Origin of the sequence: Bradyrhizobium genosp. L (assembly GCF_015624485.1) — a bacterium.
In the GTDB taxonomy this organism is placed as follows: Bacteria; Pseudomonadota; Alphaproteobacteria; order Rhizobiales; family Xanthobacteraceae; genus Bradyrhizobium.
On sequence record NZ_CP061378.1, the window covers coordinates 5189496 to 5211987 of the forward strand.

Genomic DNA, 22492 nt, shown 5'->3' on the forward strand with positions numbered 1-22492 from the left:
CCGCATCGCACCGAACCTGTGTCGTCCGGCATTGGCTGGACGTTCGACCGCCGCCGCCGCCGAGCGCGATCCGCAGCGTTAAATTTTGCCAAGGTTGGACGGCCGGTGATGCAAAGCCACGCCGCGCCTGCACGCGGCGCATTTCAAAACATTTCAAGTGAATCGCCCCGGCAACGGAAGGACGTTACCCGTGCAAGTCTCCGCATCTGAACCGCACGCGCGCCCCGAGATGGTCACGACGCAATTGCTCAGCGTGAACAACATCGAGGTGGTCTATGACGACGTCATCCTGGTGCTGCGCGGACTGAGCCTCGAAGTGCCGAAGGGCGCGATCGTCGCGCTGCTCGGCGCCAACGGCGCCGGCAAGTCGACCACGCTGAAGGCGATCTCCGGCCTGCTCAAGACCGAGGACGGCGAAGTCACCCGCGGCGAGATCCTGTTCGAAGGCCAGCGCATCAACGGCATCGATCCCGACAAGATCGTCCGTCGCGGTATCTTCCAGGTGATGGAGGGCCGCCGCATCGTCGCCGACATGACCTCGCTGGAGAACCTGCGGCTCGGCGCCTTCACCCGCCGCGACAACGAGGTCTCAAGCGACATCGACATGGTCTTCAAATATTTCCCGCGGCTGAAGGAGCGCACCGGCCTTGCCGGCTATCTCTCCGGCGGCGAGCAGCAGATGCTCGCGATCGGCCGCGCGCTGATGGCGCGCCCGAAGATGATCCTGATGGACGAGCCGTCGATGGGCCTGTCGCCGCTGCTGGTGAAGGAAGTGTTCGCGATCATCAAGGAGATCAACCGCGACCTCGGCGTCACGATCCTGCTGGTCGAGCAGAATGCGCGCGCCGCGCTGTCGGTCGCGAGCCACGGCTACATCATGGAACAGGGCAAGGTGGTGCTCGACGGCTCCGCGGACGAGCTGCGCGACAACGAGGACGTCAAGGAATTCTACCTCGGCGGCGCCGGCGACCAGCGCAAGAGCTTCAAGAACCTGAAGAGCTTTAAGCGGCGCAAGCGCTGGCTGTGAGAGTTGAGGAGCGGTTCGCGTGACGATGCGTCCAACCAGGATCGTGCGTTCAGCCGAGCACCTGCTCCGCTTCGGTGACGGCGCACAGCACGTGATAGAACGACGACGCCGGAATCGTGGCGATCAGCGAATTGCCGTTGCGGTCGAACTGGTCGTACCAGCCGCCCGCCACCTGATGGTTGAGATATTGCCGCTCGAGCAGCAGCAGCGCCGCACGCGCCTCGTCCGCAGCACCGTTCTCGCCCGACTCGGCCTGGGCGATCCACGCCTTCGCCAGCTCGGTCTGCGGCCACAGCCGCCGGCTGTCGCGGCGGATGCCGCCCTCGGCGGTGCCCTCGTCGACCAGGCAGCCGGTGGCCGCGTCGCGATAGCGCAGCGCAGACGCCAGCAGTTCTCCGCGATGGCGCCCGGTCGGGCAGCCGGTGATGCGCTCAAACCCCTTCAGGAGCCAGACCCACTCCGCAAGGTGGCCGGGCTCGACGCTCACCGGCGGTATCTTCGACCAGTCCTCCTCGAAATATTCGCCGAGCACGCGGGTCTGCTTGTCGTAGAGGCTGGCGAGGAACAGCGCGAAGAACTCGCCGGCGCGGTTCTGGAACGACAAATCATGCGTCGCATCGAAGCAGGCGATCATCGCCTCGAACAGATGCATCTGCGGATTCTGCCGGCGCGGCATCGACGGCGGCAGGCCTTCCTGGAAGCCGCCATGCGGCGAGCGCAGCTGGGTGTCGAGGAACGCCAGCAGCGCGTCGATCTCGGCGCGGATCTGGGCGTCCTGGTCGAGGCCGTAGACGGTCGCCAGCGCCAGCAGCACGAAAGCATGGCCATAGGTGTCGCGCAAGGGATCGAGCACGGCACCATCAGGCGTCAGGCTGTAGACGAAGCCCGGGCGTCCGTCCGGCGCCTTGGCCTTGGCGAGCAGGTCCTCCAGCCCCTTCAGCGCGATCGCGCGGCCGTCCGGGTACCAGCCGAGCTGCGCCGCCTTGGCGTAGCAATAGATTTGGCGCGCCTGCACCATCACGCGGCGCGGCGCGGCGCGATCGGCGCTGCCGTCCTGATGCAGCCGTTCGATGAAGCCACCGGCCGTATCGTCCCAGCCGACCGTCGACCACAGCGGCAACGCCCGCTCGATGATACCGCGCTTCAATCTCGCGACGACATCGGCCGCATCGTCAGCTGCAACGTTCCCTGCCTCGGCCATCGTCTTCCCTGTAACCGTTCCAACGCCCGCGATCGCCGTCTGATAGCACGCGCGCGCCGGCGCGCAACCTGCGCAGAAATCTCCCCAAGGATCCGCCATGACCGACCATTACGACGCCCTTGAAACGCGCGCGCCGGCCGAGCGCGAGGCCACCCTGTTCGCCCGGCTGCCGCAGGTGCTGCGCCACGCGATGGCCGCGCCGGCCTATGCCAACCTGCTCCGTGGCGTCGATCCGGCCGCCATCACCAGCCGCGACGCGCTGGCGCGCCTTCCGGTGCTGCGCAAATCGGAACTCCCGGCCCTGCACAAGGCAGCCCCGCCGTTCGGCGGCTTTGTGGCGGAAAAACCTGGCGCATTCGCCCGCCTGTTCACCTCGCCGGGGCCGATCTTCGAGCCCGAGGGCCGCCAGCCCGATCCCTGGCGCGGCGCCCGGGCGCTGTTCGCGGCGGGCTTTCGCCCGGATGACATCGTGCTCAACACCTTCAGTTATCACCTCACCCCCGGCGGCTTCATCTTCGACAGCTCCGCGCGCGCGCTCGGCTGTGCGGTGATCCCGGCGGGTCCCGGCAACACCGAGCAGCAGTTCGAGCTGATCGAGGCCTATCGCCCGATCGGCTACAGCGGCACGCCGGACTTTTTGAAGATCCTGCTCGACGCCGCGGCCGCCGCCGGCCGCGACGTGTCCTCGATCAAGCGCGCGTTGGTATCCGGCGCCGCGTTCCCGAAATCGCTGCAAGAGGAGATCAAGGCGCGCGGCATCGATGCCTACCAGGCCTATGGTACCGCCGACCTCGGCATGATCGCGTTCGAGACGGCGGCGCGCGACGGCATGACGGTCAACGAGGAGCTAATCATGGAGATCGTCAAGCCCGGCACCGGAGAGCCGGTCACGCCGGGCGATGTCGGCGAGATCGTCGTCACCTCGCTCGACCCGCATCACCCGTGGATCCGGCTCGCACTCGGCGATCTCTCCGCGGCGCTGCCGGGGGCAAGCCCATGCGGCCGCACCAACATGCGTATCAAGGGCTGGATGGGCCGTGCCGACCAGACCACCAAGGTCAAGGGCATGTTCGTCCGCCCCGAGCAGGTCGCTGAGATCGGCAAGCGGCATCCCGAGCTCGGACGGCTGCGTCTCGTCGTCACGCGCGCCGACGAGGCCGATGTGATGATCTTGAGGGCGGAATGCGCCTCGGCTGCCGACGCCCTGCAGGCCGAGGTCGCGGCATCGCTGCGCGCCATCACGAAACTCGGCGGCAAAGTGGAAATGGTCGGCGCCGGCACGCTTCCGAACGACGGCAAGGTGATCGCGGACGAGCGCTAGGCCCTATTCAGCCGATCAAGGGTGATCCTGTTGCTCATTGGGCAGAACCGCCCAATAGTTCCGGCCGTTGGTGTTGGGATTGCTGCAGTCGCTGGCCGAGAAAACCAGGCCGCTTCTTTGCCAGTGCGCAAATCGCCCCCCGCCCAGCCGGGCGACGTCCGCGAACGTGCTGTGGCCGAGCCCGATCGCAATGCCATCCTCGTAGATCATGATCGGCGATTGCTGTTTCTCGACGCTGTCGTCATCGGCCCACTTCGCAAGCTTGCTCAGCACGGGCTGATGGCTGACGGCCGCGCACTGATAGACCTCGAAAGGCTTGATCAGCTGGACGACAATCTTCCCCTTCGGAATCGGGTCGACAAAGTTGTGGTTGATCCACGCGGCGAGCGGGAAGTAGAGGGCGAACAACACGGCAACGGCAGCACTGAGCCTGGTCCTCAACGCGCGACCATCATCGGCCAACGAGAAATTCGTCATTCCACAAACTCGTGCCCGTCTCAAGACCGCATTGCCGGTCCAAAATCTAGCACAGCCAAACCCGCTGCGTTAGGGGCCAGTTCGCATGGCCTCGCGCTGCCGTGGGTTGCGCGACTGCACCGCGTCGTGCAATTGAATGCGCGAAAACGTCTCCGCTCGAGCCAACGCACCACCATCCGATGAATGCCCTTTCCCCTGATCGAGCAAAGCGACCGGCGGTTTTCTTCGATCGCGACGGCGTCCTCAACCACGACATCGGCTATCTCTTCGAGACGCACAGACTGGTCTGGATCGACGGCGCCCGCGAGGCGGTGAAGGCCGTCAACGACATGGGCTATTTCGCCTTCGTCGTAACCAACCAGTCCGGCATCGCAAGGGGCCTCTACAAGGAAGTTCACGTCGAACTGTTGCACAACTGGATGGCGGCCGAGCTTGCCGGGATCGGCGCGCATATCGACGCCTTCGAATATTGCCCATTCCATCCCGATGGAATCGTGGAGCGGTATCGGCAAATCAGTCCTCGCCGCAAGCCGGCACCCGGCATGATCAATGACCTCCTGCAACGTTTTCCGGTCGATGTCGAACGCAGCTTTCTGGTTGGCGACCAGCCGACCGATCTCGAGGCCGCCAGGGCCGCCGGCCTGAAGGGCCATCTGTTCGCAGGACCGAACCTGGAACGGTTTGTGAGACCGCTGCTGCAAGCCGGCTGACCTTGGCGACGGCCAAGACGCTTGAGGACGCTATCGCGATCACCTAAGAGCGGTCTTCAGACCGTCACCCCACGAGAGCGCCCGACCGCGATGCCGTCCGAGCTGCCCAAGCCAACCAACCGGAACACCTTCAAACGGGTCGTCTTGGCCACCCAGTTCTATCCGCCGGATACGACGACGACGGCCACCTATCTCGGCAAGATTGCCGGAGCCTTCGCCGAAGATGCGGAGGTCGTGGTGCTGTCGGCCCAGAAGGGGTCCGCCTCCCCCGCGGACGGCGTGCGCGCCAATCCGTTCGTGGTCGAGTTGAAGAGCCCGCAGCCGGGAAAGCAGGCCGTGATCTGGCGGGCGCTCGCCGTGCTCGGTCTCGCCGCATCGATGTTTTGGGCCGTGCTGAGCAAGGCCCGCAGGAATGACCTGGTCTTCTGCGTGACGACGCCGTTCACGCTGCCCTATGCCGTCGTGCTTGCCGCCCGGCTGCGCGGCGCCGCCACCGCGCTCCTGATCTATGATCTCTATCCCGAGGTCCTCGAAGCCTCCGGCTTCATCAGTTCGGCATCCCCGCTCAACAAGGTCCTGCGCTGCCTCAACGGCATCATGTTCAGGGCGCTCGATGCCATCGTGGTCATTGGACGCGATGTCCCACCGCTTCTGATGAAATACCGCGGCGTCACCGCGGACAAGCTCCACTTCATCCCGAACTGGACATTTCTCGCCACGGGCTATCGCGAGCTGGCGCCGTCGAATCAGTTCAGGCCGCGCGACGGCGCGCATCTGGTGGTCGGATTGTCAGGCAATCTCGGCTTTACGCACGATCCGCGCACGGTGTTCGAAGCGGCCAAAATCGTCCGCGACGACGCCGGAATCCACTTCCTGCTGTCGGGCTGGGGCGTGGGCTGGCAGCAGCTGAAGGATCTTCAGGCTGCCGAGAAGCTGCCCAACGTGACGCTGCGCGATCCGGTGCCAGCCGAGCAGCTGGTCGAGTTCCTGTCCGCCGCCGACGTCTGGACCATTCCCTATCGCCGCAACATGGCCGGCGTGTCGATTCCCAGCCGTCTCTACAATCTGCTGGCAATCGGACGCGCCGTCATCGTCGGCGCGGAAGAGCATTCGGAGGCCGCGATCGAGGTCACTGAGGAAACGATCGGCTGGGTGGTCCCGCCGGAGGACCCTGCCCGCCTCGCCGAGGCGGTCCGCGCCGCCGCAACCGATCTGCGCGCGGTCGCCCGGATGGGGTGGCAAGCGGCGGTGGCGGCCGAGAAATTCACCGAGCAGACGGCGCTGGCACGCTACCGCGACGTGATCGCAGGCATCAAACCTGCAAGCTAGAACTTCCGGACCAGCTCGATCACCTCGTCCTGCTGGGCCCGCGTGATCTCGGCGAACATCGGCAGCGAGAGGATCTCGCCCTGGTCGCGATGCGCGTTCGGGAACTGCTCCGGACGGTGCGCGAACCGCGCAAAGGCCGGAAGCAACGGCAGCGCGGTCGGATAGTTGATCGCGGTCTGTACGCCGTTGGCGGCAAGATGCGCCGCCAGCGCCTCACGGCGCGGATGCCGGATCGTGTAGAGGTGATAGACGTGGCTGCGCCCCGGTGCGACCTCGGGCACCACGACGTCCTCGATCTGGTTGAGACCGGCGTCGTAGACATCGGCAGCTTGCTGCCGCGCCTCGGTCCAGTCGGCGAGATGCGGCAGCTTGGCGGAGAGGATCGCGGCCTGCATGCCGTCGAGCCGGCTGTTGACGCCCTCGATCTGGTGCTGGTGCTTCACCAGGCCGCCATGGCGCGCCAGCATGGCCATCTGCTCGGCGAGCGCGGCGTCGTTGGTGACGACGGCGCCGGCGTCGCCCATCGCGCCGAGATTCTTGCCGGGATAGAACGAATAGGTCGCGGCCTCACCGAACGTGCCGACCATCCGGCCCTTGTAGCGCGCCAGATGCGCCTGCGCGCAATCCTCGATCACCCAGAGCTTGTGCTTGCTCGCGATCGCCATGATCGCGTCCATGTCGGCGGGCTGCCCGTACAGATGCACCGGGATGATGCCGACCGTGCGCGGCGTGATCGCGGCCTCGATCGCCGCCGGATCGATCGTGAACGTCGTCTCGTCTGTGTCGCAGAACACGACGGTGGCGCCGGAATGGGTGATCATCGCGGCGGTCGATATCCAGGAATGCGCCGTCGTGATCACCTCGTCGCCGGGCTTCACCTTCAACGCCCGCATCGCGAGGTAAAGCGCATCGGTGCCGTTGGCGCAGGACACGCAATGGCTGACCTCTGCGGCCGCGGCGAACTCCCGCTCGAAGGCGTCGACATAGCTGCCGCGGATGAAGGCGTTGTCGCGGATCACGCCGGCGATCGCTTCATCGATCTCGCTTTTGATGCTCTGATATTGCAGCTGCAGATCGGCATACGGCACCGGCATTGGATATCCCCTATTGGCTCGCCAACAGCCGGCGTGCCGGATTGCCGGCATACGTGCCTGATGTCGTGATGTCCTTGGTCACCACCGAGCCGGCGCCGATCACGACGTCGTCGGCGATCCTGACCGGCATGATGGTCGCGTTGGAGCCGATCGACACCCGGTTGCCGATCACGGTCTCGCGCCACAGCTCTTTTCGTCCGCGCGCCGGACCGCCGGTGGAGAAGGTGTCGTTGACGAACATCACGCCGTGGCCGACGAAACAGTCGTCGCCGATGGTGACCAGCTCGCAGACGAAGGCATGCGACTGCACGCGGGTGCGCACCCCGATCACGACGCCCTTCTGGATCTCTGTGAAGGGCCCGACAAAGCAGTCGTCGCCGATCGTGCAGCCGTAGAGATTGCACGGCTCGACGATCTTGACGCCCGCACCGAAAGTGACGTCTCGGACGCCGGACTGGTGCACCTCGGGCCGGTTCACGAGACGACACCCAGCCGGCTCAGCCGCGGCGTGAAGCGCAGAAAAACCTCGGCGCCGGTCTCGATCGATTCATAGAGCGCGGAGATCAGCTCGAGGCTCCTGCGGCCCTCGAGCCCGTCGACCAGCGCGGCGCGCTGGTTGACCAGGCAATCGACCACGTGATGGTAGTAGGCCTGATGGCCGAAGCCGTAGACATTGGGCGGATTGACCGAGAATTTCTCGACGACGTCCTTGTCGGACGGCAGCTCGTCGACGAAGCGCCAGTGCCGGATCTGGTTGACCGCAAAGCCGGAGATCTCGACCGTGCCCCGCTCGCCGAGGATCGAGAGCGATCCTTCGAGATCGGTCGGGCGCGCCGCGGTGGTTGCCTCGATGATGCCGAGTGCGCCGTTCTTGAATTTCAGCGTCGCGACCGCGGTGTCCTCGGTCTCGATCTTGGCGAGCGCGGTGGCGGCGCGGGCATGGACGCTGACGACATCGCCGAAGAACCATTCCAGCATGTCGACGTGATGGCTGGCCTGGTTGGTCAGCACGCCGCCGTCATAGGCCCAGGTGCCGCGCCAATCGTCCTGGTCGTAATAGGCCTGATCGCGGCACCAGCGCACCCGCACCGTGCCCAGGATCAGCTTGCCGAAGCGGCCGGCATCGAGCGCCTCGCGCGCCTTGACCACCGGCACGTTGAAGCGGTTCTGCTTGACGATGAACATCTTGACGCCGGCCTCGTCGCAGGCCCGGATCATGTCGTCGGCATCCTGCAGGCGGAGCGCCATCGGCTTCTCGACCACGACATGCTTGCCGGCCCTGGCGCAGGCGATCACATGCACCGGGTGCAACCCGCTCGGCGTCAGCACCGCGACCGCGTCAATGTCCTTGCGCGCCAGGAACTCGTCCATGTCGTAATGGGCCGCGACGCCGAACTTGGCAGCGACCGCATCGGCACGGGCGCGATTGGGGTCGCAGACCGCAACCAGGCTCGCGCCCTCGATGTGATTGCCGCCCAGAAGGTCGGAGTGACGCTTGGAGATGCGCCCGCAACCGAGCAGGCCAAATCTGATCATGCACAGGCCCTGTCTTCTTATGGTCCTTGGCTTATGGTCCCTGGCTCATCGCCAGCCATCGCAACCGGCCAAACAGCCGAGGGAACAAGCGGCCTGTTGGGGCCGCGCGATACCGTCCATTACTCGGAAAACTCGGAGCAAGGCAAGGCATATGCGCCCTCGGCCAGCCGACGGCCGGGATTTCCGACCTACGAGCCCGCCGGAGCGGTGTGGGCAGCGCGGCCACTCAGTCGCCGACACAGGCATCGCCGCGGCCGGTGCGACGATAGAGCTCGATCGAGAGCGGCGGCGTTGCGTCGTCGAACGCCTGCGCGTCGACCCGCTCGAAGCATTTCGTCAGTCCGTGCGCCACCAGCGGCGCGTCCGGGGCCCAGATCAGCCAGGACGGAAACCTGTCCGGCCGCCGCTGCACGACCAGAAACTCATAGTCATTGCGCATCCAGCCTACGGCGGTCGAATCGGTCCATAGCGACAGCTCGCCGATCTCGGCCGTCGTCACCGCCTTCTGCTCGGCGGTGAGATTGTCGTTGAGCTTGCGGTAGAACGAGTTCAGCGCCAGCGCGACCGGGGGGATCCGCATGTCGGCCTCGGCCAGTGCGAGCGGAATCCTCGGGTCCGAGCCAACCAGCCCCACCAGCGAATGGGCCGGCAGATGGCCCTTGAGAGCGTCGGCGATCCGACGCACCTCGCCGGGAAGCGCGGTCGCCTGATTGCGAATCGACGGCAGCCTGTTGCTCCCCGACAGGTACCAGGACTGCAGCGACGCCAGCACCAGCGAGCCGGCCACCGCGCCGATCAAGACCATGCCGCTGACCTCACTTCGCTGCACCCGTTCCGACAATCCGCTCAAGGCAAGCGCGCCCGCGAGCGCGCCGAAATAGTCGAAATAGTTCGCATAGCCCTGGATGCAGATCGGGCAATAGGATTGCGCGCCGAAGTGATGGAACAGCAGCAGGAAGACGTAGGCGGCGAGGAACACCGCGATCCATCCCCGGTTCGGCATGCCGCGGACCGCCAGCGTGCCGAGCGCGAAGATGCTTGCGGCGAGCGGCAGGACATGGTGCGCCACCAGCCAGTTCAGCATGATGTCCGCGCCGAACATGTAGGCCAGCAACTGGGGCAAGGTACGGGTCGGACTGTCGAGCAGCAGCAACTGCTGGCTGAGGGTCATTGCGTGCGGGAACGGCATCAGGCCGGCACGCGACAGCCAGTCCGTGACGATCGGAAACCACAGCGAGACATAGATGAAGCGGCTGCCCCAGATCGACGCCAGCGCGACCCATGTCGCGATGAAGATGGCCGCAGCGCAAAAATAGACGCGCCAGCGATCGCGGCCGGCCCTCACCCAGGCGATCAGCAGAATCACGGCAATGAACGACACCAGGTTGACCCTGATGAAATAGATCATGGTCAAGACGACGCCGAGTGCGATGGCGACGGCGTAACCGGCCTTGCCGCGCATCGACAGCGTCAGATGCAGCGCGATCAGCTGGAGGCAGATCGAGAACGCGAACGGGGTCGCGCTGCTAAAGTAGAACACGCTGTCCTCGGTCAGCGCGAAGACGATCACCGCAAAGAGCATCGGCCAGATGCCGCAGTTCAATCGGCGCAGCAGGCCGGCGAGCAGGCCGATATTGATCGCGGTGAACAGCACGGCGACCACACGTGATGCGATGACGCCGTGACCGAACATCCATTGCCAGATCCCGATCACGTAATAGATCAGGGGCTGATACCAGGTCGCGTCCTCGGCGGAATAGGGACGCACCGCGCCGCTGATGTACCACCACGATTTCAGGATGTAGGCGGTCTCGTCCGCCCAGGTGCCCTGCCGCGACACCGCGAGCACCGACAGGCCGAGCCACAGCAGGACGATGCAGACGAAGGCGATGCTGCCCGCCGCCTGGAAACGCTTCTCGCCCTGTGCGCTGATCATATGGTCGGTCACCCTGCCCGCTTGCCTCGCTGTCTCTCGCAGTCCTGCGCCACGATTTCAAGCTGAGGCGCCAGGATCAGGCGCTGAGGCCGACAGCCTTGCCGGGGGCCAAGCCATGGGTTATTCAGCCCGGTGCTTTCCGCGGGAGAATTGGGATGTCGGGAACAGGACAAACACTTTACCGGCGCGCCCGCAAGGTGATCCCCGGCGGGACACAATTGCTGTCGAAGCGGCCGGAAATGTTCCTGCCCGAGCAGTGGCCGAGCTACTTCAAATCGGCCAAGGGCGCCGAGGTCACCGACCTCGACGGCAAGACCTATCTCGACATGAGCTATTGCGGCATCGGCGCCACCATCCTGGGTTTTGCCGATCCCGACGTCGATCAGGCCGTGAAGACCGCGATCGACCTGGGCTCGATGTCGACCCTGAACTGTGCCGAGGATATCGAGCTCGCCGAGCTCCTGGTCGAGCTGCATCCATGGGCGGACATGGTGCGGTTCGGCCGCGCCGGCGGCGAGGCGATGGCGATCGCGATCCGGATCGCGCGCGCCGCGACCGGCCGCGACATGGTGGCATTCTGCGGCTATCACGGCTGGCACGACTGGTATCTCAGCGCCAATCTCGGCGAGACCACGGCGCTCGACGGCCATCTGCTGCCCGGCCTCGATACCAAGGGCGTGCCGCGCGGCCTCGCCGGCCTGATGCATCCATTCCACTTCAACAAGCTCGACGAGATCGAGGCGATCGTCGCCGCGCATGGCGATCGGCTCGCCGCGATCGTGATGGAGCCGGTGCGCTCGAGCGAGCCGGAGCCCGCCTTCATCAAGGGCATCCGCGCGCTCGCCGACCGCTGCGGCGCCGCGCTGATCTTCGACGAGGTGACGTCGGGCTTCCGGATCAATTCCGGCGGCGCGCATCTCGCCTATGGCGTCGACCCCGATATCGCGGTATTCGCGAAGGCGATCGCCAACGGCTTCCCGATGGCCGCGATCGTCGGCCGCGCATCGGTGATGGACTCCGCGCAGGAGACCTTCGTCAGCTCGACCGCCTGGACCGAGCGCGTCGGTCCGGTGGCAGCGCTCGCCACGCTGCGCAAGCATCGCGAGCAGAATGTCGCCCGGCACCTGATGCGGATCGGCACCCGCGTGCAGAAGGGTTGGACCGAAGCGGCGCAGGCCAACGGCCTCCCCGTGCACGTCTCCGGCATCTCCCCGCTCGGCCACTTTGCGTTTGAGCTACCCGAGGCGCAGGAGGTCCGCACACTGTTCACCCAGATGATGCTCGACCGCGGCATCTTCGCCACCGGCTCGTTCTACGCGATGTGGGCGCATACCGACGCCCATGTCGACCGCTATCTGGAGGCGGTGAACGAGGTGTTCCGCGAGCTGCGCTCCGCAGTCGACCAGAAGGCGGTCAAGCAATTGCTGCGCGGCCCGGTCGCGCATTCCGGCTTCAAGCGGCTGACCTGATCAGCGCGTTTTCGAGCGAAGTGGATGCCGGTTCGCGTCAAGAAAACGCGTCCAAAATCTAGCTCGTAATCCCGAAGATGCCGCGCATCACGTTGCGCGACGTCGGCGAACGGCGCGCATTCGGATAGATCCCGTGCAGCACGCTGTCGGCCGCAAGCACCCCGCCGTCGATGATGATCGCGCCGGTCGAGACAAAGCTGTTGTCGCCGACCGCGGTCTTGCCGATCACCCGGCCGCCGCCATACATGACGACGCCGCGGCCGAACGACGGATAGTCGTTGTCGAGGTTCGCCCCGACCGTGCAGTTGTGATAGCAGAGAAAATAATCCGCATAGCTGGCGCGCCCGAGCACGGTGCCGACCGGATGCTGGACCGCGAACACGTCGGGCAGCTCGACCTCGTAGAACGCATCGAGCCCGTGCAGCGCCTTGTTCAGCGCATAGGCCTTGTCGGCGATCGGATGGCCCGGCTTCTCGCGAAACGCCGTGTTGGCGAGGTAATACAGGAAGATCGCATACTGGTCGGAATGCCGGTGCGAGAACCACGCCTCGCCATTGGCAGAGAAGCCCTTCAGCCTGACCCGAGAGAAGCAATGCTCGACCCGGCCGAGCGCCTTGTCGATGAATCCCGGCAAATCGCCGAGATCGGCGCCATCGGGAAACAGGTTCTCGAACTGCTTCTGCACGTAGAGCACCAGTTCGTTACGGCCAAGCGAGAGCTGCATGGTGCTAGTTCCTGCTCGACGAGCTCGCGCGCACGTCGAGACCGCGCGAGAACAGATGGCTGCGCAGCTTGATCGGGCTGTGATCGGTGAACAGGAACATCGACGAGATCGCGACCGCCGACGCGCCGGCCTCGAGCGCGTCGATGGCATGCTGCAGCGAGCCGCAGCCGCCGGACACGATCAGCGGCACGCTCAGCGCGCGCGACGCTTCGTGGATCACGTCGAGGTCGTAGCCCGACATGGTGCCGTCGCGGTCGATCGAACCGAGCAGCACCTCGCCGCAATGCAGATCCTCGCAGCGCCTGGCCCACTCAACCGGATCGAGCGCAACCTGCTCGCGGCCGCCGTCGATGAACACACGAGCCTCACCGGGGCCGGTCATCTTGTAGTCGATCGAGACCGTCATGCACTGGTCGCCGAAAGTGCGCGCCGCCTCGCGCAAAAATCCCGGGCGGCGCACCGCCTCCGAATTGACCGAGACCTTGTCGGCGCCGGCGCGCAGCAGCATGTTGACGTCGTCGAGCGTCTTGACTCCGCCGCCGACCGTGAACGGCATGAAGATCTCTTCCGACATCCGCTCGATGATCTCGACGACGCGGCTGCGCGAGGCCGCGCTCGGCACGATGTCGAGCACGATGAGTTCGTCGACGCCGTAATCGTTGTAGACCTTGGCCGTGGTCACCGGATTGCCGGCGACGCGCTCGTTCTCGAAGAAGCGGGTGTATTTGACGAGCCTGCCGTCGCGCAGCAGGAATTTCGGAATCAGGCGCTTCTTCAGCATCAGGGATTCCAGCGCAGGAAATTACCGACCAGCTCGATGCCGCTGTCCTGGCTTTTCTCCGGATGGAACTGGGTCGCCGCGATGTTGTCGCGGGCGATGATCGCGGTGACCGGCTGGCCGTATTGGGCGTAACCGACCACGTCGGCTTCGGCGTTGCAGCGCATCGCGAAGCTGTGGACGAAATAGAACGCCAGATTGTTCTCGCGGATGTTGGCGAGGATCGGGTGGCTGCGCTGCTTCGCCACCATGTTCCAGCCCATATGCGGGATCTTCAGCGACGGATCGTTCGGCGAAAGCCGCAGCACGTCGGCGTCGAACCAGCCGAGCCCCCGATGCCGCACGCCGTCATCGGTGTGCTCCTCGGAGGTGTTGGCCAGCAGTTGCATGCCGAGGCAGACCGCGAGAAACGGCTTGCCCTTCTCGCGGACATGGCGCTCCAGCATCGCGTCGATGCCGCGGGCGCGGATGTTGCTCATGGCGTCGCCGAATGCGCCGACGCCGGGCAAGATCACATGCGAGGCGCCGGCGATCGCGCCCTCGTCATGGGTGACGACGGGGTCGAAGCCGCAATACTCGACGGCGTTGCGCACCGACCGCACATTGTTGATGCCGTAGTCGACGATCGCAACGTGTGACATCGCCCCGCTCCCGCCGCGCACCGCGGCCCGGTCCGACTAGCCCTTGCCGCCGATCTCGACGCCCGGATGGTTCGGCCACGCGACGTGGGTGTTGTTCCACTTGTCCATGTCGGGCATGCGCCGGCCGGGCTCGACCTTGTTCGGGGAGAATTGCCAGGGGCTGACCTCGTGCTTGATCGCAATGCCGAGGAACTGCTCCTCGGTCAGTTGCAGATAGTCGAGGAACAGGTCGAGGCTCGGCGGCCGCTTGCCGTCGAACTCGCGCACCAGCGCCTCGCCCTGCTCGCGGGTCATGCGCTTGTTGCGGATGTCGATATTGGCGAGATGGTTGGTCCGGCCCATGCCGCGCTTGATGTATTTCAGATAGTCGCGCACGCCCTGGAAGAAGCACTCGATCTTCTCATAGTCGAATTCCGGCGGAATGCCCTCGACCTCCTGGCCCTTCCAGCCGAGCTCGCGCTTGATGATCTCGACGTGCTTCCTGGTGTCCCACTTGATGTAGCTGCCGAGGCAGATCGAGCGGCACTTGATCCGCATCAGATCCTTGCGCGGCGGATAGACGAACGGGTAGAGGTCGCGCTTGGCGACGCGGCCGCCGAGGAACTCGTACATGTCGTCGGCGGTGATGCCGAGATTCATCGCGCGGTTGAAGCGCTTCTCGTCGACCTCCTCCATCTCGTCATAGGAGTAGAACGACTGGTATTCGGCCAGGCTCTCGCCCCAAAACAGCAGTGGCGTCTCGTAACGGATCGCGATCTGCATGGTGTGGGCATAGATGCCGGTATGGCAGTGCCAGCAGAAGTCGCCGCGGCGCTTCAGCGATTCCAGCATCAGCTCGCGCACCACGTGCCAGTTCGGCGTGAAGTTCAGCACGTCGACGCCGAGCTGCTTGAACACGCTGGTGTTGTTCTCTTCGACCAGCGGCCGGTAGAACCAGTGGTCGAAGCGCACCACCAGCGGCTTGAGGCCGAGCTTGCGCACCACGTACCAGAGCTGGAACACGCTGTCCTTGCCGCCTGAAAACGGCACGATGCAGTCGTACAGCCCCTTGTCGCGGTATTGGCTGACCAGTTCCTGCATCTGCTTGTAACGGTCATCCCAGTCGATCTGGGTGTCACGCACCTCGATCTGGCGGCAGACGCTGCACGAGCCGGCGTCGTCGAACGATGTCGCTTCGGCCGTTTCCGGCAATAAGCACTTGCTACAGCTCAACATTTCGAAAGTTCTCGCAATTGCATGGACTTTGTTGACGGCTTACCACGCCGTCCAGCCTCCGTCGACCGCAATGCACTGGCCGGTGACATAGGCCGACAGGTCGCTCGCCAGATAAGCGACGGCGCCCTTCATGTCGTCCTCGGTCGCCATCCGGCCAAGCGGCGTGCGGGCCACGTAGCGGCTCAGGAACGGCTCCGGCGTGGCGCGGAACACGCCGCCGGGCGCGACGGCGTTGACCCGGACCCGCGGCGCCATGGTGGTGGCAAGCCACCGCGTCATCTGCAACAGGCCGCCCTTGCTCGCCGCATAGGCCGCCGGATTGCCGAGGCTGGTTCCCTCGTAGAGCCGCCAGTCCGGCCCGGCGAGCCCGTAGATCGAGGAGATGTTGATTACGCTGCCATGGCCCGATGCCGCGAGGTCCTCGGCCGCCGCCTGAACCAGGATGAACGGTGCAGTCAAATTGACCTCGAGCGCCCGCCGCCAGGTCGAATCCGACTGCTGCGCGAACGGCACCGCCCAGCCTTCGAGCCCGCTGGTACCGACAAAGGCGGCGCAATTGACGATGACATCGATGCGGCCGAATTTGTCGCGCACCCGGCGCGGCAGCTCATGCACGGCGGCGGACTGCTCGAAATCGCACGCGAAACCCTCGGCGCTGACCGACCAGCGCTCGGCCAGCGTGGCCGCGGCATCGGCGCCGGCGGACTCCGCGATGTCGACGAGCGCGATATTAGCGCCGAGCTCGGCAAGCCCGTCGGCGATCGCACGGCCGATATGGCCGGCACCGCCGGTGACGAGCGCGACGCGCCCGCCGAGCGACATCATCTCTCGCAGCGAGCGCTCGGTGCTCATCCAAAGATCCTCTGGAATTCGTCGGAGGCGCGCTGCAAATCGTCGAGACGGCCGACATCGATCCAGTATTCCCGCAGCGGGAACACCACCGATTGCTTGCCGTCGGCGATGGTGCGCTCGATCAGCGTCGGCATGTCGACCGCCTCGTTGGGCTTGAGATGATCGAGCATGCCGGGATCGAGCAGATAGACCCCGGCGTTGACGAAGAACTTCTGGGTCGGCTTCTCGCGGATGCCGACCAGGCGATGATCGTCGAAGTCGATCACGCCGAACGGCACGGTCACCGAATGCTCGCGCACGCAGACCGTGGAGAATGCCTGATGCTGGTGATGGTATTTCAGGAGCTGCTCGAAATTCACCGTGGTGAGCAGATCGCCGTTCATGACGAAGAACGCCTGCTTCGGCCGCTCGGGCAATAGTGACAGCGCGCCGGCGGTGCCGAGCCGCTCATTCTCCTGCAGGTAGTTGATCTCGACGCCCCAGGCCGAACCGTCGCCGAAATAGTCGCGGATCATGTCGGCCTTGTAGTTCACCGAGATGAAGAACTTGCCGAAGCCGGCCTTGACGAAGCCGCCGAGCACCGTCTCCAGGATCGGCTTGTCGCCGACCCGGATCAGCGGCTTCGGAATCTCGTCGGTCAAGGGCTTGAGCCGCGAGCCGAGCCCACCGGCCATCAACACCACCCAGTGATCGGATTGCTGGGCGAGCGCCAGATCGTCGATCAGCTTGACCTCGATCACCCGGCCTTCGGGATCGACGATCGGCAACTGATGGATCGAATACTTGCGCATCAGGTTCAGCGCCGCGGGATTGGAGATGCCGGCCGGCGCGGTGATCGGCTTGCGGTTCATCACAAGCTCGACCGACGCATCGAGCGCGACACCGCCGAGCAACGCACGCCGCACGTCGCCGTCGGTCACGGTGCCGACGATCCTGCCGTCGCGCTCGACGACGGCAAGCTGCAAATTGCCCTCGTCGATCCGCCGCAGCGTCTCGATCAAAGGCGTATCTTCACTGACGACAAACACCCCGTTCATGGCAATTCAATCCCGGCCGCCGGCGAAGGCGCCCGCCTCAATATTCTTTGCAACCACGGCGCCGGCGGCGACGATCGATCCCGCCCCCACGTTGACGCCAACCAAGATCACCGCTCCGGCGCCGATATGCGCGCCCTCGCCAACCGACGCGCCGCCACACAGGATGGCCCCGGGAGCAATATGCGCGTGATCACCGACCACGCAATCATGCTCGACCACCGCGCGGCTGTTTACCAGCGCGTTGCGGCCGATCCGCGCCGCGGGCTGGATCACCGCTCCCGCCATCACCTGCGCGCCGTCGCTGAGCACGGCATCGGAGGCGATCACGGCGGAGGCGTGCGAGATCACCGGAAACCTGTAGCCCAGCTCGGCAAAACGGCCAAATAGCGCGCGCCGGCCGGCGAGCCCGGAATCGGAGCGCGAGGCGCGGTTGCCGAGGCCGTTGGCCAGTTCGACCGACGCGACGTCCATTTTAAGGATTTCTTCGTCAGGTCCGGTGATCGGAACGGCGCCGATGGACTGGCCGATCCGCGCGGCGTCGCGGTCGGTCACGGCCGTGGGCCTGACGCCGCGGCTCAGCAAGGCCTCGATGACGACGCGGGCATGGCCGCCGGCGCAAAGCACGATCAGGCTCATGGCTCCAGCGCCTCATTGGCCGCGTAATCGTGCAGCGCGGCGCGGCCGAGATAGCTCCAATATTCGATCGGCGGAACGCCGCCGCCGGGGCGCTTGACGCCGAGATTGTCCTCGGTGAAGCGTTCGCCGCGCTTGACCGCACGCAGCGCCACGAGGCTGCGGCGCGCCACCGCGCGGTTCGGTACCTCCTCCGGCGCCGGCACCTTGCGGCCATCGCCGAGCGCCGCCTCGATGTCGCGGATCGAGGCGACCATCGCGGCCATCTCGTCCGGCTCGATCGAGGCGCGGTGATCGGGACCCGGCAGATTGCGATCGAGCGTCAGGTGCTTCTCGATCACGGTGGCGCCGAGCGCGACAGCTGCGGCCGCGACATGGATGCCACGGCTGTGGTCTGAGAAGCCGACCCCAAGTCCGAACGCGTCGCGCAACGTCGCCATCGCACGCAGATTGATCGAGGCCGGGTCGGCCGGATATTCGGTCGTGCAATGCAGCAGCGTGACTTTGGCCCGCAGTTCGTCCCACACCGCGCGGTCGAGCAGCACGTCGGCGAGATTGGCTGGCGTCGGCCGCGCGCCGGCATCGCGGAGATAGCCGAAAGCGATCACGCCGAGCGCCTGCTCGACTTCGGCGAGCGTCGCCATGCCGGTCGACAGGATGATCGGCAGCCTGAAGCGCGCCAGATGCAGCAACAACGGTGCGTTGGTGAGATCGCCGGAACCGACCTTCAGCGTCGAGACGCCGATGCGCCGGACCAGATGGGTCGCACTGTCGGCGTCGAACGGCGTCGACATGTAGATGATGTCAGCGGCGGCACACGCGGCCGCGATCCGCGCCTCGTCATCTTCGGACAGCTCGAGCGCGCGCAGCATCTCGAGCTGGGACTGCTCGGTCCCCGTCGTGACCTGCTGATAGCTTGCCTTCGCCGCCTCGCTGGTGGCGAGCTTGTCGGCGCGGAACGATTGAAACTTGACGACGTCGGCGCCGGCCCGCGCCGCCGCATCCACCAGCGCCAGCGCCCGCGCGGGATCGCCGTTGTGGTTAACGCCAGCCTCGGCAATGATCAGGGTTCGGCGATGCATCGGGTTTGTCGCGGGACGCGGTGGGCAATCGAAATCACCCGCCAATCAAGCGGTTGTCTTAGTCGAGTACACTGGTAAAAGCAACGCGAGCGGGCGGCTTGCACCGGTGTTCCCAAGCCTCCTGTGCGGCATGGAATAACGCCGCTTTCAGATGGCGCAGATCGCGGGATTGTCGAGGCAAATGACTGATACGGCGCAGATCCTGTTTTTGTTGGTGGGCCGCGGCGGATCGAAGGGCGTGCCGCGCAAGAATCTGCGCGAGATCGGCGGCCTCAGCCTGATCGGCTACAAGGTCCGATCGGCGCTCAAGTCGCGCTACTGCTCCCGCCTGATCGTCTCCAGCGACAGCGCGGAGATCCGCGACGAGGCCAAGCGCCATGGCGCCGAAATGCTGTTCGAGCGGCCGGCCGAGCTTGCCACCGACACCGCCTCCTCCAACGACGTGGTGCTGCACGCGATGGACTGGATCGAGCAGCATGAAGGCCGCCACTACGACGCGATCATGCTGCTGGAACCGTCGTCGCCATTCGCGCGGCCGGAGCATTTCGACGAGGCGGTCGAGCTGTTTGTGGCGCGCCAGGCCAGCCTCGTGGTCGGCATGCGCGAGACCGAGGTGGCCTCGGTGTTCGTCGGCACGCTCGGCGAGGACGGCTCGATCGGCGGCATCGTCGAGAAGATGCTGAAGACGCCGGCGCAACGCCGCCAGGACCAGGCGCCGGAGGTGACGATGAACGGTGCGCTCTATCTGGTCGGCTGGGACGCCATGCGCAGGCATCGCAAGATCTACGCCGACCCGGCCGCAAGCTACGGGATCATGATGGACCGCCTGCACTCGATCGAGATCGAAAGCGCGGCCGACCTCGCCTATGCGTCCTACGTCATCGAGCATGGCATGCTCGACGCCTCGCCCTGGCGGACGTGACCATGACCGCCGCGCCCCGCCACATCGCCGTCGTCACGGGATCGCGGGCCGATTACGGATTGCTGCGGGGCATTTTGGCGCGGCTGAAGGCCGCCGACGACGTGACGCTCAGCGTGATCGCCTGCGGCATGCATCTGGTGCAGCGATTCGGCGAGACCTGGCGCGCCATCGAGGCCGACGGCTTTCCGCTCGCAGCGAAGATCGACCTCGCGCTCGCCGACGATCGCGCCGAGACGGTGGCGCGTGGCACCGGGATCGGCATGTCAGGCTTTGCCGACACGCTCGCCAGGCTGAAGCCCGATCTCCTCGTCGTGCTCGGCGACCGCTATGAGATTTTGGCCGCTGCAACCGCGGCGCTGCTGCTCAACATCCCAATCGCGCATATCCATGGCGGCGAAGTCACCTCAGGTGCGTTCGATGACGCGATCCGCCATGCCATCACCAAGATGGCCTGCCTGCATTTCGTCGCGGCTGAGCCGTACCGGCGCCGGGTCATCCAGATGGGCGAGAATCCCGATTTCGTCTTCAACGTCGGCGCGCCCGGCCTCGATCTCGCAAGCACCGCACCGGCGCTGAGCCACGGCGAATTGTTCGCGCAACTCGGCATCACCGGCCCGGAGCGCTTCCTGCTGGTCACACTGCATCCGACCACCGCGCAGCCGGAAGCCGATGCAGCCAATATCGCCGCGCTGCTCGACGCGTTGGCGCAGGTCAAGGACCGCAGCTTCATCTTCACCGGCGTCAACGCCGATCCCGGATATCGCGCGATCGACGATGCGGTCCGCGGCTTCGTCGCGGCGCGGCCGGACCGGGCGCATCTGTTCGCCTCGCTCGGCAGCGAGCGCTATTGGGCGGCGCTGCGGCTCACCGATGCCGTGGTCGGGAACTCGTCGAGCGGCATCCTGGAGGCGCCGGCTGCGGACGTACCCTCGATCAATATCGGCGATCGCCAGCACGGCCGGCTGCGTGCCGCCTCGATCATCGATTGCCCCGCCGATTCCAGCGCCGTGCTCACCGCCCTCGAGGACATCCTGGCCGGGCGCTTCAAGGTCGATCCGTCGCTGGTTCCGCCCTATGGCCGCGGCGGCGCGTCGGAGCGAATTGCTGGAACCCTTCGAACGATCGACCTCCGCGGGGCTTTCCCCAAGCATTTCCATGACTTATCCGCCGCTTCGGACGGCGCGAATCCCGTTTCATAACGCCGCGCCCCGGTTGCCTGCACAACACGGCAGGTTGTATAGATCGGGCCGGCCCGGATAATCCCTGCGCCGCCGGAGAACGCGACATGACGACAATCGACTCCCTTTCCGATGCAGCGCCGAACGCCCGTGCCGCCGCTATCGGTGAGCTGCCGATCCCGCCCTATCGCGGCACGTCGATTCCCGAGATCGACTATGACGCGCATCCCGCCTATGGCCTGATGCTGCCGAAGCCGACCTTGGCCGAGCGCCTGCAGTCGCTGAAGGTGTTCGCGCGCACCTTCGCCTTCGTCACCATCCGCCGCATCGTCGACTATGAGAACATGCCGCTGCTGACCAAGGAAGCCGGCTTCACGGGCCTCAATGCCGCGACCGCGTGGCGTTTGATCTCACTGTACGCCCGCATCCGCACCAGCCGCATGATCGGCTCGCTGACCGGCGCGCGGCGTCCGGCCACGCCGGCGAATCCGGCGCTGCTGAACAAGATCAAATCCGACGGCATCGTCTGCCTCAATTTGACGGCGGACGAGCTCGATCAGATCCGCACCGCGACCAAGCCCGCTTTCGACAAGCTCGACGAGCGCCGCGTCCATCTGCCGCCGGAGAAGCGCAAGTTCGACGACAACGTCTACTGGTGCACCCGCTCGGCCGACCCGAACGCATTCGCGACCGTCGATGCCGTCTTCAAGCGCTACGGCGTCGCCGAGGCCGCCAGCGCCTATCTCGGCCGCCCGGTCGGCGTGAAGCATGTCAACGCGCAGATCAACGACCAGGATCTCGCCTTCTGGCGCCGCGTGTTTCCGGACACTCAGCTCGCCGATCCCTGGGGCAGCTACCTGCACATCGATGCCACCTACGGCATGCTGAAATGCGCGATCTATATCCATGACATCGGCCCGGATGGCGGCCCGTTCTGCTACATCCGCGGCAGCCAGAACGCCAAGGTCGGCCGGTTCGAAGGCATGGTACGCCGCACCATCGACTTCGCGGGCTTCTCCAGCCGCAAGCCGGAGGCGCGCAAGAAGTTCATGGCGTTGCCCGCCTTCCTGCGCAAGAAGGCCGATTTCGGCGGCGACCTGCCGGACGATTCGCCGGAAGTGCCGCGGCTGCGCGAAGGGCATTTCGCCGCGACCTCGAATTACGGCAACTGCATCCTGTTCGACGGCAACGGCATCCATCGCGGCGGCATGGTCAACAACGGCGAGCGCCGCTGCCTGTTCATCATCCTCGCCGAGATCTGACGGCGCGTCGCCGGCGGACGGGGTAATCCGACCCCTTCAAGCCAAACTCCGGATGTCAGCATGCGACA

22 protein-coding genes are annotated in these 22492 nt (G+C 65.6%); 8 read left to right on the forward strand and 14 right to left on the reverse strand.

Translation table 11 applies throughout. From position 1 onward, the window contains the following. Positions 1 to 229 precede the first annotated feature (229 nt). Entirely contained in the window at positions 230 to 1027 is a 798-nt protein-coding gene (locus tag IC762_RS24775) for an ABC transporter ATP-binding protein (protein ID WP_195790265.1), read from the forward strand. 49 nt (positions 1028 to 1076) lie between these two features. Here IC762_RS24775 and IC762_RS24780 read toward each other — a convergent pair whose 3' ends face one another. Continuing rightward, a complete protein-coding gene (locus tag IC762_RS24780; RefSeq protein WP_195784826.1) occupies positions 1077 to 2228 on the reverse strand; it encodes an AGE family epimerase/isomerase in 1152 nt (383 codons plus the stop codon). Positions 2229 to 2325: 97 nt separating this feature from the next. Between IC762_RS24780 and IC762_RS24785 the strand changes: the two genes are divergently transcribed. Further along, positions 2326 to 3549, forward strand: coding sequence for a phenylacetate--CoA ligase family protein (locus tag IC762_RS24785; protein ID WP_195784827.1), 1224 nt, complete (start codon positions 2326 to 2328; stop codon positions 3547 to 3549). A gap of 15 nt (positions 3550 to 3564) precedes the next feature. Here the strand turns inward: IC762_RS24785 and IC762_RS24790 are convergent, their stop codons facing one another. Then, complete coding sequence (locus tag IC762_RS24790; RefSeq protein ID WP_195784828.1) at positions 3565 to 4026, reverse strand: hypothetical protein; 462 nt, start codon at positions 4024 to 4026, stop codon at positions 3565 to 3567. 179 nt (positions 4027 to 4205) lie between these two features. On the opposite strand from IC762_RS24790, the gene IC762_RS24795 reads away from it, so the two are divergent. After that, positions 4206 to 4736, forward strand: a complete 531-nt coding sequence (locus IC762_RS24795; protein WP_195784829.1) for an HAD family hydrolase — start codon at positions 4206 to 4208, stop codon at positions 4734 to 4736. Positions 4737 to 4880: 144 nt separating this feature from the next. After that, a complete protein-coding gene (locus IC762_RS24800) occupies positions 4881 to 6065 on the forward strand; it encodes a glycosyltransferase family 4 protein (RefSeq protein ID WP_195784830.1) in 1185 nt (394 codons plus the stop codon). On the opposite strand, the gene IC762_RS24805 is transcribed toward IC762_RS24800, so the two are convergent. From IC762_RS24805 to IC762_RS24820, 4 genes are all read right to left on the reverse strand, one after another. Further along, complete coding sequence (locus IC762_RS24805; protein WP_195784831.1) at positions 6062 to 7159, reverse strand: DegT/DnrJ/EryC1/StrS family aminotransferase; 1098 nt, start codon at positions 7157 to 7159, stop codon at positions 6062 to 6064. The two genes, IC762_RS24800 and IC762_RS24805, sit on opposite strands and share 4 nt — an antisense overlap. Positions 7160 to 7169: 10 nt before the next feature. Further along, positions 7170 to 7637, reverse strand: coding sequence for an acyltransferase (locus IC762_RS24810; RefSeq protein ID WP_195784832.1), 468 nt, complete (start codon positions 7635 to 7637; stop codon positions 7170 to 7172). After that, the gene (locus IC762_RS24815; RefSeq protein WP_195784833.1) at positions 7634 to 8695 is read right to left on the reverse strand and encodes a Gfo/Idh/MocA family protein; all 1062 of its coding nucleotides are present in this window, start codon (positions 8693 to 8695) and stop codon (positions 7634 to 7636) included. Before IC762_RS24815 ends, IC762_RS24810 begins: the two co-directional genes overlap by 4 nt. A 226-nt stretch (positions 8696 to 8921) precedes the next feature. Next, positions 8922 to 10643: a hypothetical protein gene (locus IC762_RS24820; RefSeq protein ID WP_195784834.1), complete on the reverse strand. Its 1722-nt coding sequence runs from the start codon at positions 10641 to 10643 to the stop codon at positions 8922 to 8924. A 143-nt stretch (positions 10644 to 10786) separates the two neighbouring features. On the opposite strand from IC762_RS24820, the gene IC762_RS24825 reads away from it, so the two are divergent. Beyond that, the gene (locus tag IC762_RS24825) at positions 10787 to 12100 is read left to right on the forward strand and encodes an aminotransferase class III-fold pyridoxal phosphate-dependent enzyme (RefSeq protein ID WP_195784835.1); all 1314 of its coding nucleotides are present in this window, start codon (positions 10787 to 10789) and stop codon (positions 12098 to 12100) included. A 58-nt stretch (positions 12101 to 12158) separates the two neighbouring features. Here the strand turns inward: IC762_RS24825 and IC762_RS24830 are convergent, their stop codons facing one another. The 8 genes from IC762_RS24830 to neuB form a co-directional block, all read right to left on the reverse strand. Then, a complete protein-coding gene (locus tag IC762_RS24830; protein WP_195784836.1) occupies positions 12159 to 12824 on the reverse strand; it encodes a serine acetyltransferase in 666 nt (221 codons plus the stop codon). 4 nt (positions 12825 to 12828) lie between these two features. After that, the gene (locus tag IC762_RS24835) at positions 12829 to 13605 is read right to left on the reverse strand and encodes an imidazole glycerol phosphate synthase cyclase subunit (RefSeq protein WP_195784837.1); all 777 of its coding nucleotides are present in this window, start codon (positions 13603 to 13605) and stop codon (positions 12829 to 12831) included. Further along, positions 13605 to 14243: an imidazole glycerol phosphate synthase subunit HisH gene (gene hisH / locus IC762_RS24840; protein WP_195784838.1), complete on the reverse strand. Its 639-nt coding sequence runs from the start codon at positions 14241 to 14243 to the stop codon at positions 13605 to 13607. Before hisH ends, IC762_RS24835 begins: the two co-directional genes overlap by 1 nt. A 36-nt stretch (positions 14244 to 14279) precedes the next feature. Then, complete coding sequence (locus IC762_RS24845) at positions 14280 to 15434, reverse strand: N-acetyl sugar amidotransferase (protein WP_246801205.1); 1155 nt, start codon at positions 15432 to 15434, stop codon at positions 14280 to 14282. 63 nt (positions 15435 to 15497) lie between these two features. Beyond that, the gene (locus IC762_RS24850; RefSeq protein WP_195784840.1) at positions 15498 to 16310 is read right to left on the reverse strand and encodes an SDR family oxidoreductase; all 813 of its coding nucleotides are present in this window, start codon (positions 16308 to 16310) and stop codon (positions 15498 to 15500) included. Continuing rightward, the gene (locus IC762_RS24855) at positions 16307 to 17347 is read right to left on the reverse strand and encodes a nucleotidyltransferase family protein (protein ID WP_195784841.1); all 1041 of its coding nucleotides are present in this window, start codon (positions 17345 to 17347) and stop codon (positions 16307 to 16309) included. Before IC762_RS24855 ends, IC762_RS24850 begins: the two co-directional genes overlap by 4 nt. A 6-nt stretch (positions 17348 to 17353) precedes the next feature. Then, on the reverse strand, positions 17354 to 17983 hold the full coding sequence (locus tag IC762_RS24860) for an acetyltransferase (RefSeq protein WP_195784842.1): 630 nt from the start codon (positions 17981 to 17983) through the stop codon (positions 17354 to 17356). After that, positions 17980 to 19062 carry an N-acetylneuraminate synthase gene (gene neuB / locus IC762_RS24865; RefSeq protein ID WP_195784843.1) on the reverse strand — a complete coding sequence of 361 codons (1083 nt, stop codon included), beginning with the start codon at positions 19060 to 19062 and terminating at the stop codon, positions 17980 to 17982. Before neuB ends, IC762_RS24860 begins: the two co-directional genes overlap by 4 nt. Before the next feature lie 181 nt (positions 19063 to 19243). Here neuB and IC762_RS24870 point away from each other — a divergent pair, with 181 nt between their 5' ends. The 3 genes from IC762_RS24870 to IC762_RS24880 all read left to right on the forward strand — a co-directional run bounded on the left by IC762_RS24870 (position 19244) and on the right by IC762_RS24880 (position 22424). After that, positions 19244 to 19984, forward strand: a complete 741-nt coding sequence (locus IC762_RS24870) for an acylneuraminate cytidylyltransferase family protein (protein WP_195784844.1) — start codon at positions 19244 to 19246, stop codon at positions 19982 to 19984. Positions 19985 to 19986: 2 nt separating this feature from the next. Next, entirely contained in the window at positions 19987 to 21183 is a 1197-nt protein-coding gene (neuC, locus tag IC762_RS24875) for a UDP-N-acetylglucosamine 2-epimerase (protein WP_195784845.1), read from the forward strand. 86 nt (positions 21184 to 21269) lie between these two features. Further along, positions 21270 to 22424, forward strand: coding sequence for a phytanoyl-CoA dioxygenase family protein (locus IC762_RS24880; RefSeq protein WP_195784846.1), 1155 nt, complete (start codon positions 21270 to 21272; stop codon positions 22422 to 22424). The last annotated feature ends 68 nt before the right edge of the window (positions 22425 to 22492 follow it).